This is a genomic window from Pseudomonas sp. S04 (assembly GCF_009834545.1).
Lineage (GTDB): Bacteria > Pseudomonadota > Gammaproteobacteria > Pseudomonadales > Pseudomonadaceae > Aquipseudomonas.
On the sequence record NZ_CP019427.1, the window covers coordinates 4,826,748 to 4,840,084 of the forward strand.

12 protein-coding genes and 1 pseudogene are annotated in these 13,337 nt (G+C 62.5%); 9 read left to right on the top strand and 4 right to left on the bottom strand.

From position 1 onward, the window contains the following. The first annotated feature begins 259 nt into the window (after positions 1-259). Positions 260-715, top strand: coding sequence for a DUF721 domain-containing protein (locus PspS04_RS21440; protein ID WP_095165711.1), 456 nt, complete (start codon positions 260-262; stop codon positions 713-715). A 122-nt stretch (positions 716-837) separates the two neighbouring features. On the opposite strand, the gene PspS04_RS21445 is transcribed toward PspS04_RS21440, so the two are convergent. Then, a complete protein-coding gene (locus PspS04_RS21445) occupies positions 838-2,325 on the bottom strand; it encodes a helicase HerA-like domain-containing protein (RefSeq protein ID WP_159997645.1) in 1,488 nt (495 codons plus the stop codon). Positions 2,326-2,516: 191 nt separating this feature from the next. On the opposite strand from PspS04_RS21445, the pseudogene PspS04_RS28180 reads away from it, so the two are divergent. Continuing rightward, positions 2,517-3,548 (top strand): annotated as a pseudogene (locus tag PspS04_RS28180) (HAMP domain-containing protein); the annotation flags it as partial. A gap of 93 nt (positions 3,549-3,641) precedes the next feature. Continuing rightward, positions 3,642-4,406 carry a methyl-accepting chemotaxis protein gene (locus tag PspS04_RS28185; protein ID WP_442966651.1) on the top strand — a complete coding sequence of 255 codons (765 nt, stop codon included), beginning with the start codon at positions 3,642-3,644 and terminating at the stop codon, positions 4,404-4,406. A gap of 18 nt (positions 4,407-4,424) precedes the next feature. Here PspS04_RS28185 and PspS04_RS27540 read toward each other — a convergent pair whose 3' ends face one another. Further along, positions 4,425-4,598, bottom strand: coding sequence for a hypothetical protein (locus PspS04_RS27540; RefSeq protein ID WP_174244594.1), 174 nt, complete (start codon positions 4,596-4,598; stop codon positions 4,425-4,427). 71 nt (positions 4,599-4,669) lie between these two features. Continuing rightward, on the bottom strand, positions 4,670-5,518 hold the full coding sequence (gene purU, locus PspS04_RS21455) for a formyltetrahydrofolate deformylase (RefSeq protein ID WP_095165714.1): 849 nt from the start codon (positions 5,516-5,518) through the stop codon (positions 4,670-4,672). Between the two features lie 346 nt (positions 5,519-5,864). Between purU and mvaT the strand changes: the two genes are divergently transcribed. After that, positions 5,865-6,239: a histone-like nucleoid-structuring protein MvaT gene (mvaT, locus tag PspS04_RS21460; protein ID WP_005790963.1), complete on the top strand. Its 375-nt coding sequence runs from the start codon at positions 5,865-5,867 to the stop codon at positions 6,237-6,239. A 99-nt stretch (positions 6,240-6,338) separates the two neighbouring features. Here mvaT and sbcB read toward each other — a convergent pair whose 3' ends face one another. Further along, positions 6,339-7,766, bottom strand: a complete 1,428-nt coding sequence (sbcB, locus tag PspS04_RS21465) for an exodeoxyribonuclease I (RefSeq protein WP_159997647.1) — start codon at positions 7,764-7,766, stop codon at positions 6,339-6,341. Positions 7,767-7,951: 185 nt separating this feature from the next. Between sbcB and PspS04_RS21470 the strand changes: the two genes are divergently transcribed. The 5 genes from PspS04_RS21470 to PspS04_RS21490 are packed head-to-tail and all read left to right on the top strand — an operon-like array spanning position 7,952 to position 13,337. After that, entirely contained in the window at positions 7,952-8,677 is a 726-nt protein-coding gene (locus PspS04_RS21470; RefSeq protein WP_159997649.1) for an RDD family protein, read from the top strand. Then, entirely contained in the window at positions 8,674-9,654 is a 981-nt protein-coding gene (locus tag PspS04_RS21475) for a stage II sporulation protein M (protein WP_159997651.1), read from the top strand. Before PspS04_RS21470 ends, PspS04_RS21475 begins: the two co-directional genes overlap by 4 nt. Further along, positions 9,641-11,182 (top strand): DUF4129 domain-containing protein, encoded by a 1,542-nt coding sequence (locus tag PspS04_RS21480; RefSeq protein ID WP_159997653.1) that lies wholly within the window; start codon positions 9,641-9,643, stop codon positions 11,180-11,182. The genes PspS04_RS21475 and PspS04_RS21480 overlap by 14 nt, the downstream gene beginning before the upstream one ends. Further along, positions 11,179-12,339, top strand: a complete 1,161-nt coding sequence (locus PspS04_RS21485) for a DUF4350 domain-containing protein (protein WP_159997655.1) — start codon at positions 11,179-11,181, stop codon at positions 12,337-12,339. Before PspS04_RS21480 ends, PspS04_RS21485 begins: the two co-directional genes overlap by 4 nt. After that, positions 12,336-13,337, top strand: a complete 1,002-nt coding sequence (locus PspS04_RS21490; protein WP_095165800.1) for an AAA family ATPase — start codon at positions 12,336-12,338, stop codon at positions 13,335-13,337. Before PspS04_RS21485 ends, PspS04_RS21490 begins: the two co-directional genes overlap by 4 nt.

Consider the following 13,337-nt stretch of genomic DNA (forward strand, 5'->3'; position numbering starts at 1 on the left):
CGCCCGAGCAGCCCTCATGGCCGCATGCGAACGAGCATTCTACCCGGAAACGATGGTGAGGAAAGTGGCGTTATTCCACGATGCTGGCACAGCGTTGTGACGGGGCTCACTTAAAATAAGGGCTTTTTACTGAACTTCAAGCCATTTGCAGCAGAAGTTACTCATTGATTTAATGAGTAAAGCGGTAACAAAGCAATGGCTCGGGCGGATCCGGCGCTTTCTGCTACCATGGCGGCTCTGTTACTTCAGGTGTCTGATCATGGCATTTCGCCCTCTTACGGCCAGAGCACCCGCCGTTCTGCTACGCGAAGCCAAACCGTTAAAAGCCATATTTGGCCACGCACAACGCCTCGGTCATCTGCAGCGCTTGCTCGAAAGCCAATTACAGCCGGCAGCCCGCGAACATTGCCACGTCGCCTCCTGGCGCGAAGGCAGCCTGCTGTTGATCGTCACCGACGGACACTGGGCCACCCGCTTGCGCTACCAGCAAAAACGCCTGCAACGTCAATTGCAGGCCTTCGACGAGTTCGCCAGCCTGACGCGGATTCTGTTCAAGGTTCAACCGCCCACCGTGCAGCAAGGAGCGGCCGGCCACACCATGGACCTGTCCAGCGACGCGGCGGCCACCATCCAGGCCACGGCCGACGGGATTACCGACCCCAATCTGCGAGCAGCCCTGGAGCGCCTGGCGGCACACGCCAAGCCCAAGGCCTGAGCACAATTCATTTATGAAGGTGGGAGCAGGCTAGCGACAGCGCTAGACCGCCACCTTTGCGGTGACACGGCGAAAGCCATCACGAGCAAGCGGAGCGCCGCCCGGCGCTCCGACAAACACCGTCAGCGACGCTTGCTGCCCCCCAGTAACGATCCCATCAACCCGCGCACCAACTGCCGGCCCAACTGGTTAGCCGCCTGGCGCATCGCCGACTTCAGCGCTTGCCCGGCGGCGGTGCCGAGAAACTCGCCGGCCTGCTCAGTGAAGCTCGGCTCCTCTGCCGCCGGCTTGTCCGGCACGGCCTCGGCCTCCGGCGCCAGGCCCTTGCGCCCCACCAGCACTTCATAGGCCGACTCGCGGTCGATCGGCTTGTCGTAACGCCCGACCAACGGTGAGCTGGCAATCAGCGCGGCACGTTCAGCTTCGCTCAATGGCCCGATACGCGATTGCGGCGGCGCCACCAGCACCCGCTGGACCATCTCCGGCGTGCCCTTCTCTTGCAGGGTCCCGACCAATGCCTCGCCAATCCCCAGGTCGGTCAGCACTTGCAGGGCGCTGAACGCCGGGTTGGGGCGGAAACCGTCCGCCACCGCCTTCAGGGATTTCTGCTCCTTGGCGGTAAATGCCCGCAACCCGTGCTGGATGCGCAAACCCAGCTGGGCCAGCACGTCATCCGGCAAGTCGCCCGGCGACTGGGTGACGAAATACACCCCCACGCCCTTGGAACGGATCAACCGCACCACCTGCTCCAAACGTTCCTGCAAGGCCTTGGGCGTGCCGGCAAAGAGCAAGTGCGCCTCATCGAAAAACAACGCCAGCAGCGGTTTCTCGGCGTCGCCGCGCTCCGGCAGTTGCTCGAACAGTTCGGCCAGCAACCACAGCAGGAAGGTCGCGTAGACCTTCGGCGCCTCATGCACCAGGCGGCTGGCGTCCAGCAGATGGATGCGCCCGCGACCATCGCTGGCCGGGGCGAGGATGTCCTGCAGTTGCAACGCCGGCTCGCCGAACAGCGCCTCGGCACCCTGCTGCTCCAAGGTGGCCAGGCGCCGCAACAGCGCCTGACTGGAACCGGTGGTCATCAGGGCGGCGTCATCGCCAAGCAGTTCGGGGTTGTCCTTGAGGTGGTTGAGCAGGGCCTTGAGATCCTTGAGGTCGAGCAGCAACAAGCCCTCGCGATCGGCCACCTTGAAGGCGGCATACAGCGCCGACTGCTGGCTGTCCGTCAACTCCAGCAGGCTGCCGAGCAACAACGGGCCCATTTCACTCAAGGTTGTACGCAACGGATGACCAGACTGCCCGTGGATATCCCACAACGTCACTGGATAGGCCGCCGGCTGGTAGTTGAGCCATGGCATGCCGGCAATCCGCTCGGCCACCTTGCCCTGGGGATTACCCACCGCCCCCAGCCCGCAGAGGTCGCCCTTGATGTCAGCGGCAAACACCGCGACCCCGGCATCACTGAACGCCTCGGCCAGGCGTTGCAGGGTGACGGTCTTCCCGGTCCCGGTGGCACCCGCCACCAATCCGTGGCGGTTGGCCAGGCGCATGGCCTGGGCAATCGGCTGGCCCTGAAGGTCGGCACCAATAACGAGTTTTAATGAATCAGGCATTTTGTCACCCATGATTAAGCTTTGGTCCTACACAGCCGATAGAGATAAGCGAGAGACCAGACTGAATATCAGGTCAGATAATTCCCTAAGGATCCACGGAAATATCAGCTTATGTGCCACAGCGCCTATCGTGCGCGCTTTTTTGTCGCAACACGCCCCACACAATAAGACATTAGCGGACACCACAAGCCATGAACAACAATCTGCGCTTCAGCCACAAAATCCTGCTTGCCGCCGCCCTTATCGTCATTGCCGCGTTCGCCACATTTACGCTGTACAACGATTATCTGCAGCGCAATGCAATTCGCCAGGACCTCGACAGCTACCTCAATGAAATGGGGGATGTCACCGCGAGCAACATTCAGACCTGGCTGTCCGGGCGCATTCTTCTGATCGATAACCTGGCGCAGAACATCGCCATCAATGCCGATGATGCGCACGTCGCCGAGTTGCTGGAACAAAAAGCCCTGACTTCGACCTTCATGGCCTCCTACCTGGGCAATGCCGGTGGCAGCTTCACCATCCGTCCCGATGTGAAAATGCCCGACGGTTTCGACCCGCGCGGTCGGCCCTGGTACACCGGCGCGCAGAACAGCGCCAGCGCCACGCTGACCGAACCCTATGTCGATGCGGCCACCGGCCAGACCATTATTTCCATAGCCAGCGCCTCGAAAAAAGCCGGCAGCAATGTCGGGGTGGTGGGCGGCGACCTGAGCCTGCAGACCCTGATCGACAACCTCAAGGCCGTGGACTTCGACGGCATGGGTTATGCCTTCCTGGTCAACGCCGACGGCAAGATCCTGGTGCACCCGGACAAATCCCTGGTGATGAAGTCCCTCAGCGAGGCTTATCCGCACAGCACCCCGCGCATCGGCAGCGACTTCAGCGAAGTCGAGGTGGACGGCAAGACGCGCATTTTCACCTTCAGCCAGATCAAGGGCCTGCCATCGGTCAACTGGTACATCGGCCTGTCCGTGGACAAGGACACCGCCTTCGCGATGCTCAGCGAGTTCCGCACTTCGGCAATCGTCGCCACGGTGATTGCCGTGACCGTGATCATCGCCCTGCTCGGCATGCTGATCCGCTTGTTGATCCAGCCATTGCACGTCATGACCCGCGCCATGCAGGACATCGCCGACGGTGAGGGCGACCTGACCCGCCGCCTGACCATCCAGAACCATGATGAATTCGGCACCCTGGGCGTTGCGTTCAACCGCTTCGTCGAGCGCATCCACGGCTCGATCCGCGAAGTCTCGTCAGCCACCGAGCAGGTCAACGAAGTGGCCTTGCGGGTGGTCAGCGCCTCGAACTCGTCGATGCTCAACAGCGATGAACAATCGAGCCGCACCAACAGCGTCGCGGCCGCCATCAACCAGTTGGGCGCCGCCACCCAGGAAATCGCGCGCAACGCCGCGCAAGCATCGCACCAGGCCAGCGATGCCCGCAGCCTGGCCGAGGATGGCCAGCAAGTGGTCGATCGCAGCATCGCCGCGATGAATCAACTGTCGAGCATGCTCAGCGCTTCCAGCAGCAACATCGAGTCGCTCAACAGCAAGACCGTGAACATCGGGCAGATTCTCGAAGTGATCACCAGCATCTCCCAGCAAACCAACCTGCTGGCGCTCAACGCGGCGATCGAGGCCGCACGGGCCGGTGAGGCCGGACGCGGTTTTGCAGTGGTGGCCGATGAGGTGCGCAACCTGGCGCACCGCACCCAGGAGTCGGCGCAACAGGTGCAGACCATGATCGAGGAGCTGCAGGTCGGCGCCCGCGAGTCGGTCAGCACCATGGGCGACAGCCAGCGCCATAGCCAGGACAGCGTGGAGATCGCCAACCTCGCCGGGGAGCGCCTGAATAGCGTGACCCTGCGCATTGGCGAGATTGACGGCATGAACCAGTCGGTGGCCACGGCCACCGAGGAACAGACTGCCGTGGTGGAGTCGATCAACGTGGACATCACCGAGATCAACACCCTCAATCAGGAAGGTGTGGAAAACCTGCAGTCGACCTTGCGGGCCTGCTCCGACCTGGAACAACAGGCGGCGCGCCTCAAGCAACTGGTGGGCAGTTTCCGTATCTGAATGCGCTGGCAGGATCTGTCAGGACTTGCCTTCAGGTTCCGGCTGGTCCTGTAACTGCTGCCACAACTCGGCCGCACCGGGAAACTCGGTGCCGTCCTCGCTACTCAAGTCATCGGGGTCGTAACGGCTCAGGCAGCCTTCACCCAGGGTGGCGGGGGCTGTGGAGGTGGCCTTGTCCAGTGGATCGCTCATGGTCCGCACCTTCAATAAAAAAGGGCCTCAAGCGTACAACGCTTGAGGCCCTCGTGCCTGTCGGCGGCGAATCAGAACACCACGGTCTTGTTGCCATGCACCAGCACGCGGTCTTCCAGGTGATAGCGCAGGCCGCGGGCCAACACCATCTTCTCGACGTCACGGCCGAAACGCACCATGTCTTCGATGCTATCGCTGTGGCTGACGCGCACCACGTCCTGCTCGATGATCGGACCGGCGTCCAGCTCTTCGGTGACGTAGTGGCAAGTGGCGCCAATCAGCTTCACACCACGCATCGACGCCTGGTGGTAAGGCTTGGCCCCCACGAACGACGGCAGGAAGCTGTGGTGGATGTTGATCACCTTGTGCGCGTACTCGCTGCACAGCTCAGGCGGCAGGATTTGCATGTAGCGCGCCAGCACCACCACTTCAGCATCGTGCTGTTTGACCAGGCGCGACACTTCGGCAAACGCCGGCTCTTTGTTCTGCGGATCCACCGGCACATGGTAGTAAGGAATGCCGTGCCACTCGACCATGCTGCGCAGGTCGTTGTGGTTGGAGATCACACAGGAAATTTCGCAGTCCAGCTCGTCGCTGTGCCAGCGGTGCAGCAGGTCGGCCAGGCAGTGGGATTCACGGCTGGCCATCAACACCACGCGTTTTTTCTGCGCGGTGTCGGTGATACGCCAGTTCATCGAGAACTCTTCGGCGATCGGGGCAAACGCCTCACGAAAGGCCTCCAGACCAAACGGCAAGGAGTCGGCCCGAATTTCGTGACGCATGAAGAACCAGCCACTGAGATTGTCCGAGTGATGGCTCGCTTCAGTGATCCAGCCATTGTGTGACGCCAGAAAGTTACTGACCTTAGCAACGATGCCGACGCCGTCCGGGCAAGCGATCACTAGCCGAAAAGTGCGCATAGGGGGAAAACTCCAGAACTTCGCAAAGGCCGCCATTCTAGCGATTGCGCAGAAAAACTGCAGTATTGATCAGCAATTGCCCCATCTGCCGCCTGCGCAAGCAGGCCGTCGTCGACCGATTAGCAGCACTGCATGCTGGCGCAGGACGCCTTGTGAGAATACGCAAGAAGGCCTTTGTGAATAACTGTGATCATTACCGCTGATGTTTTAACTGTCAGTGTATTTGTCTGCCATTGACTCTAATCAAATCAAATAAAAGTTCGCTTATATGTTTACTTGATGAAACACCCTGACTATTATTGCGCCACTGTCCCCTGCATCCTGTGCCTAACATAAGGTAGTCCTCATGTCCCTGATCAACGAATACCGCGCCACCGAAGAAGCTATCAAAGAGCTGCAAGCCCGTTTGAAGAACCTGTCCCAAGACGACAAACTGCAAACCGAGCTGGAATTCGAAGGCAAACTGCGCACCCTGATGGGCGAATACTCCAAATCCCTGCGCGATATCATCGCCCTGCTGGATCCGGAATCTAAAGTTAAAGCCCCACGCGGCGCAGTGAAAACTACCGGCACCAAGCGTGCACGCAAGGTTAAACAATACAAGAACCCGCACAACGGCGAAGTCATCGAAACCAAAGGTGGCAACCACAAGACTCTGAAAGAGTGGAAAGCCAAGTGGGGCGGCGACGTGGTTGAAGGCTGGGCAACCCTGCTGGGCTAAGCCGCGACCCGTCTCGCAGGTTCACTTGCGAACAAAAAAACGCCAGCTTTCGCTGGCGTTTTTTTATCCATGTTATTCAACACATTTCATCAGGGCATTTCAAATATCCAAACGTTTGCGCAATAACGCCACGTACTCGCGCCATTCCTGCAGAACCTCAAGCGTTCCGCCCGCGGCATTCTGCGACCATTGCTCGCAGGCTTGATCAAATGCCTGCACGGTATTGGGCGCTCCCCATCGAGCATCGCTCAAACGCTGCTGGCAAAATAATTTCCAGCGTTCTTGCTCCTGTTCATTCAAGGTCTCGGGGAAGTTGCGCGCGCGATATCGAAATAATAATTCCGGTAAACGTTCATCATCGAACGGCCATTGTTCTTGCGCTAATTGCTGTGGGTCGGCCGCTCTCACTTGCTCGCATAAACGTCGGTCACGGTCACCAATGAAACCATCGTACAACTGTTGCTCAGGGTCATCGCTGGGGGTGAAGTCGTCCAGGGCATAAATGGCTGGAACTTTATCTCGCCAAAGTTCCTGTGCGTCACTTAGCCGCAGCGCCCGCGCCTGATACAGCGCCATGTCCAATTGCAGTCGTTGCTGATCCTCGGCCCGCAATACCGACAACGGCGCCACTACCGGGCAGCGGTTGATGTGAATCAGTTTGAGCGGCACCGCAAGCGCCCCCTCGGGCAAATCCGCATGGCGGGTGTACAGGCGCTGACGCAGGGTTTCGACGTCATCTGCCAGCAGGCCCTCGGGGTCCAGGTGCAGGTCGCAGACAATCAGTGCATTACGATTGCGCGGATGCCAGGCCAGCGGCAGGACGACGCCCACATAACTGCGCTCGGCAGAAAAGCGCCCGGAGATATGCACCATCGGTTGCAGCAGGCGAATCTGGTCCATGACTTTTTGTTTGCTGCGCAACTTGAACAGCCAGTCATAGAGCTTGGGCTGCCGGTCACGAATCAGCCGCGCCAGGGCAATGGTGGCGCGCACATCGGACAAGGCTTCGTGGGCCTGGCCATGGTCCAGGCCGTTGGCGGCCGTCAGGCGTTCGAGCTTGAGCGTGACACGCCCTTCTTCCTGCGGCCAGACGATGCCGTCCGGGCGTAATGCATAGGCCGCACGCACCACGTCGATCAGGTCCCAGCGGCTGTTACCGCCCTGCCATTCGCGAGCATAGGGGTCGAAAAAATTGCGGTACAAGCTGTAGCGCGTCATTTCATCGTCGAAACGCAAGGTGTTGTAACCGGCGCCGCAGGTCCCCGGGGCTGCCAGTTGGGCATGCACCCGGGTCATGAAATCCGCCTCGCTCAAACCTTGCTCGGCCAGGCGACTCGGGGTGATCCCGGTGATCGCGCAGGCGGCCGGATGCGGCAGGATGTCGTCGCTGGGCTGACAGTAGAGATTGACCGGTGCATCGATCTCGTTGAGTTCGAAGTCGGTGCGGATCCCGGCCACTTGCAGCGGGCGGTCGCAGCGCGGGGTGATCCCGGTGGTTTCGTAGTCGTACCAGAAGATAGAGGTCACGGGCTGTTCCTGAACTTGAGACCGACGAAGTCTAGGCGCTCAAGCGCTGCGCCGGCCAGCTATCTTGCTTTAGAACGTTACGTGGCAAAGTCAGGATCGCCCAGACACAGGTCGTTTGCGCTGGCGAAGGCTGCTAGCATCGAGCCCAGGTAACGTCCCGAACTGGCTCCATCACCAGGCTGCCCATGATCCCTACCTCAGCACTGCCAAGGAAAGCACCGCTGCCCCCGCCTCTGGATACGCGGTACCAGGTCGAAACGCCCGAAGGCATCGACTTGCCACTGCGCCCGGCCGGGTTGCCGCCCCGCGCCCTGGCATTTGCCATCGACCTTGGGCTGCGCGCCCTGGTACTGGGCCTGCTGTTCCTCGGCCTGGGGTTTCTCGGCAAGCTGGGTATGGGGCTGGGCTCGCTGCTGCTGTTTGTCGTCAGTTGGTGGTACATGGTGCTGTTCGAAGTCCTCAACCAAGGCCGTTCGCCCGGAAAACAACTGCTGGGATTGCGCGTGGTGCAGGACGACGGTACCCCGGTCGGCTGGTCGGCCTCGCTGATCCGCAACTTACTGCGGTTCGTCGATATGCTGCCCCTGGGCTACGCCCTGGGCGCCATTAGTTGCCTGCAGCATCCGACCTTCAAGCGCCTGGGCGACATGGCCGCCGGCACCCTGGTGATCTATCGCGAACAGCCGGTACAGCGCCCGCAGTTGCCAGCCGCCCAGCCCCTGCGCGCGCCTTTTACCTTGAGCCTGAATGAGCAACGCGCAGTGCTGGGTTTTGCCGAACGCCAGGCGCAGCTTTCCAGCGCACGGGTCACTGAACTGGCGACGCTGCTCGCCGAGCCGCTGCAGGTCGCGCCGACGCAGGCAGTCGCCGAGCTCAATGGCATCGCCCGTGGCTTGTTGGGGCCGACATGAAGCAAAGCCAGTTCGAAATCCGCCATCAAGCCCACTGGCAGCAGTTCGCCCACCGGCTCGATCTACTGGAGCGCGGCAAGGCCAGCGCCGAGGAGGCCCGCGCATTCCCCAGGGACTATCGGCGCCTGTGCCAACACCTGGCGCTGGCGCAGGAGCGCGGCTACAGCAGTTACCTGGTCGACCCCTTGCAGCACCTCGTGCTGCGCGGACACCAGCAGTTGTACCGCCATCGCAGCCACCTCGGCGCCCAGTTGCTAGCCTTTGTCCTGGCCGGCTTTCCGCGCCTGGTGCGTGAGCAATGGCCGTTCGTGCTGGCGGCCGGCTTGTTGTTTTTCGGCTCGCTGCTGGGCACCGCCTTGTTGGTGTACCTGTTTCCCGACCTGGTCTACAGCATCATGCCGGGCGATCAGGTCGCGCAGATGCAAGGTATGTACGACCCGGCCGCCGGACACCTGGGCCGCGACACCGAGCGCGCCGCCAGCGATAACTGGGTGATGTTCGGCTACTACATCATGCACAACATCGGCATAGCCTTTCAGACCTTCGCCAGCGGCCTGCTGTTTGGCCTGGGCAGTGTGTTTTTCCTGATGTTCAACGGGCTGCTGATCGGGGCCATCGCCGGCCACCTGACGCGCATCGGCTACGGCGAAAGCTTCTGGTCGTTCGTCGTCGGCCACGGTGCCTTTGAACTCAGCGCCATCGCCCTGGCCGGTGCGGCGGGCTTGCAACTGGGCTGGGCGCTGATCGCCCCCGGGCGGCTACCCCGTGGTGAAGCCCTGCGCCTGGCCGCGCGCAAGAGCGTGCTGATGATTTGCGGGGTGATGCTGTTCCTGCTGATTGCTGCGTTCATCGAGGCCTATTGGTCGGCACGCACTGGGCCGGCGCCGCTGAGAAAATACCTGGTAGGGGCGGCCCTGTGGTTACTGGTGGGGCTCTACCTGTTCGGTGCGGGACGGGGTCGCCATGCGCCTGAATGACGCCAGCGTCGTGATTCGCCCACGCACCACCTGGGAAGCCATGGACCTGGGGATCCTGCTGAGCCAGCGTCATCGCCGGGTGCTGATGGGCAGTTGGGCGCTGGTCACCGTGCCAGTGTTTGTCCTGCTCAGCGTGCTGCTGTGGGAATCCCCCGCACTCGCCCTGGGGCTGTTCTGGTGGCTGAAGCCGGCGTTCGAGCGCCTGCCGTTGTACATCCTTTCCAGCGCGTTGTTCGGCCAGGCGCCCAGCGTGCAGCAGGCCTTGCGCCAATGGCCACGCCTGCTCAAGCCACAGTTGCTCGCCAGCCTGACCTGGCGACGCCTGAGCCTGAGCCGCAGCTTCACCTTGCCGGTGCTGCAGCTAGAGGAACTGGGCGGCGTGGCGCGCCAGCAGCGCCTGGCGGTGTTGCAGCAACGCGACGCCGGGGCAGCGCGCTGGCTGACACTCATTGGGATGCTGCTGGAAAGCGTGCTGTGGATCGGCACCATCAGCCTGCTCTACCTGTTCCTGCCTGGGCAGATCGAACTGGATTGGGATTGGCAAACCATGATCGCCAGCAGCGCTCAGGACTGGCTGTGGCTTGAGCACCTGAGTAACGCGCTGTACGTGCTGATCCTGATCGTCTGGGAACCGGTGTATGTGGCCTGTGGTTTCAGCCTGTACCTGAACCGGCGCACCACGCTGGAAGCCTGGGACATCGAGCTGGTATTCCGGCGCCTGCGCCAACGCCTGAGCGCGGTGGTCGCCAGCGTGCTGATGCTCGGCCTGCTGCTGGTAGGGCCTGCCGGGCAACCGCTGCTGGCCGCCGAATCGAGCGCCGCGCCCGCCAGCCCGCGCCTGCTCCAGCAACCCCTCAACAGCCAGGCTGCCAGCAGCGCCATCAATGACATACTCGACGCCCCGCCGTTCAAGAACACCGAGACCCTGACCCGCTATCGCCTGGGTGACGCCGAGCCCGAACGACCCCAGGCGGGCCAGGCACCCGGCTGGCTCAAGGCGTTGCTCGAGTTGTTCGACACCCCGCGCTTGGCCAGCCTGGCGTCCATCATCGAGGCCCTGTTGTGGGCAACGGTCATCGGCCTGCTGGTGTTACTGGCCTGGCGCTACCGCGAGTGGCTGCAAACCTTCGTCAGCCGCCGCCCGGCACCCCAACTCAGCCCCCAGCGCCCGATGCCGGCGCAACTGTTCGGCCTCGACCTAGGCCGTGACTCCCTGCCGGACGACGTCGCCGCCGAGGTCGAGCGGCTCTGGGCGAGCCAGCCCCGTGAGGCCCTCGGCTTGCTGTATCGGGCGCTGCTGGTGCGCTTGCTGCACGACTACGCGTTGCCGTTGACCAGTGCCGACACCGAAGGCCAGGTGCTGGACCATGTCCAGCGTCTGCAGCAGCCGCAACTGCATGCCTTCAGCAGCACCCTCACCGTGCATTGGCAAAATATCGCCTACGGTCACCGCGTCCCGCCACTCGCCCTGCAAACAAAACTCTGCGCAGGTTGGCGCGCGCTGTTCGGCCACGGAGTGGGTCAATGAACCGGCTGCAGATGGTTCTCGGCACACTGCTGGCCGGGCTGCTCGCGGCGGTCGCGGTCTACCTGTTCCTACAGGCCACGCCCTATGCAGAAACCATCGACCACGGCCCCTCCCCCGAAGCCCAGGCCAACCCGTACCTGGCCGCCGAGCACTTTTTGCGCCAGCAAGGGCTGCGCGTCAGCCACGCCAACAGCCTCGAGACCCTGCCCCCGCTGCCCTCCCGGCAACACAGCCTGTTGCTCCTGGGGGAGCGTGTCGACATGACCCCGGCGCAGGTCGAGAAAGTGCTGGCCTGGGCCCACGCCGGCGGCCGCCTGCTGCTGGTTGCCGAGGCCCTGTGGGACGCCAAGGCCGGCAAAAGCGCCGACCTGCTGCTGGACCGGGTCCAGGTGCAGCAATCCATGAGCAAGGACCTCAAGGAACCACCGCCCGAGGCTACGACAGACCCCTATCCCACGCTGACCAAGCTTTACCTGGAAGACGAACAAGCGCCGGCCTATGCCAGCTTCGATCCGCAGTTCCACCTCGAAGACCCGCACAACCTGGCCCAGGCCTGGGCCAACAGCGCCCTGGCCACGCACATGATGCAACTGCCCTACGGCGAAGGCCTGATCACGGTGATCACCGATGCCGACCTGTGGAAAAACCCCAACATCGGCCACTATGACAACGCCTGGCTGCTCTGGTACCTGAACGCCGACACCGAAGTCACCCTGCTGTTCGACATTGACCACGACCATTTGCTGACCCTGCTGCTGCGGTATTTCCCCCAGGCGCTGGTGGCCCTCGCTGCATTGCTTGGCCTGTGGTGCTGGCACGTCGGCTGGCGCCAGGGCCCATTAATCGCCCCAGCGACCAAGGCTCGCCGGCAGTTGCAGGAGCACGTGGGCGCCAGTGCTGACTTCCTGCTGCGCAACGCCGGGCAACACAGCCTTCTGCAAGGCCTGCAACACGATGTGCAACGCCGCGCCCGGCAGCGGCACCCGGGCCTGGAACAGCTGGAAACTGCCGAACAATGGCAGGTCATCGCACGCTTGACCGGCCACCCGGCCGACACCATTGGCCAGTTGCTCGCTCCCTTGGCGAAACGACGACTGTCCAGCAGCGAATTCAGCCGCCAGGTCGCCCACCTGCAAACCCTCAGGAATGCCTTATGAGTGAAGCCTTCGAACCGCCTAGCCAACCCCGCGCAGCGCAACAACGGCAACGCGCCAGCCAACTGGCGCAAGCCCTGCGTGTCGAATTGAGAAAGGCCGTGATCGGCCAGGAAAGCGTGATCGACGATGTGTTGAGCGCCTTGATTGCCGGGGGCCATGTGCTGCTCGAGGGTGTGCCTGGCCTGGGCAAGACCTTGCTGGTGCGCGCCCTGGCCCGCTGCTTTGGCGGCGACTTCGCGCGGATTCAATTCACCCCCGACCTGATGCCCAGCGACGTCACCGGGCATGCCGTCTACGACCTGCAGACCGAGCAGTTCAAGTTGCGCAAGGGCCCACTGTTCACCAACCTGTTGCTGGCCGACGAGATCAACCGCGCCCCGGCCAAGACCCAGGCCGCCTTGCTCGAAGCCATGCAGGAACGCCAGGTGACACTGGAAGGTCGCGCCTTGCCGATCGCCCAGCCGTTCATGGTCCTGGCCACGCAAAACCCCATCGAACAGGAAGGCACCTACCCGCTACCGGAAGCCGAGCTCGATCGGTTCATGCTCAAGGTGCGCATGGACTACCCCGATGCCGAGCAGGAGTTGGACATGGTACGCCAGGTCAGTCGCTCGACCCGCGCCGACATGCTCGACGTGCAACCGCTGCGCACTTTGCTGCAAGCCAAGGACATCCTCGCCCTGCAACGGATAGCCAGCGACCTGCCGCTGGACGAGCAGGTACTGGACTATGCCGTACGCCTGGCCCGCACCACCCGCAGTTGGCCGGGGCTGATTCTGGGCGCCGGTCCGCGGGCCTCCATCGCGCTGGTGCGGGTGGCCCGGGCGCGGGCACTGCTGCGCGGCGGTGAGTTCGTCATCCCGGATGACATCAAGGGCTGCGCGCTGGCGGTGCTGCGCCACCGCGTGCGGATTGCACCGGAGTTGGACATCGAAGGGCTGGACGTCGACCAGGTGCTCAAGCTAATGCTTGACCAGGTTCCGGCACCCAGATTGTGA

What these genes read in the sequence shown, in the direction of transcription:
- PspS04_RS21480 (WP_159997653.1), top strand. Translation starts at nt 9,641, where the DNA reads ATGCGCCTGAATGACGCCAGCGTCGTGATTCGCCCACGCACCACCTGG.
- PspS04_RS21440 (WP_095165711.1), top strand. Translation starts at nt 260, where the DNA reads ATGGCATTTCGCCCTCTTACGGCCAGAGCACCCGCCGTTCTGCTACGC.
- PspS04_RS28185 (WP_442966651.1), top strand. Translation starts at nt 3,642, where the DNA reads ATGCTCAACAGCGATGAACAATCGAGCCGCACCAACAGCGTCGCGGCC.
- PspS04_RS21445 (WP_159997645.1), bottom strand. Translation starts at nt 2,325, where the DNA reads ATGCCTGATTCATTAAAACTCGTTATTGGTGCCGACCTTCAGGGCCAG.
- PspS04_RS21470 (WP_159997649.1), top strand. Translation starts at nt 7,952, where the DNA reads ATGATCCCTACCTCAGCACTGCCAAGGAAAGCACCGCTGCCCCCGCCT.
- PspS04_RS21490 (WP_095165800.1), top strand. Translation starts at nt 12,336, where the DNA reads ATGAGTGAAGCCTTCGAACCGCCTAGCCAACCCCGCGCAGCGCAACAA.
- purU (WP_095165714.1), bottom strand. Translation starts at nt 5,518, where the DNA reads ATGCGCACTTTTCGGCTAGTGATCGCTTGCCCGGACGGCGTCGGCATC.
- PspS04_RS27540 (WP_174244594.1), bottom strand. Translation starts at nt 4,598, where the DNA reads ATGAGCGATCCACTGGACAAGGCCACCTCCACAGCCCCCGCCACCCTG.
- mvaT (WP_005790963.1), top strand. Translation starts at nt 5,865, where the DNA reads ATGTCCCTGATCAACGAATACCGCGCCACCGAAGAAGCTATCAAAGAG.
- PspS04_RS21475 (WP_159997651.1), top strand. Translation starts at nt 8,674, where the DNA reads ATGAAGCAAAGCCAGTTCGAAATCCGCCATCAAGCCCACTGGCAGCAG.
- PspS04_RS21485 (WP_159997655.1), top strand. Translation starts at nt 11,179, where the DNA reads ATGAACCGGCTGCAGATGGTTCTCGGCACACTGCTGGCCGGGCTGCTC.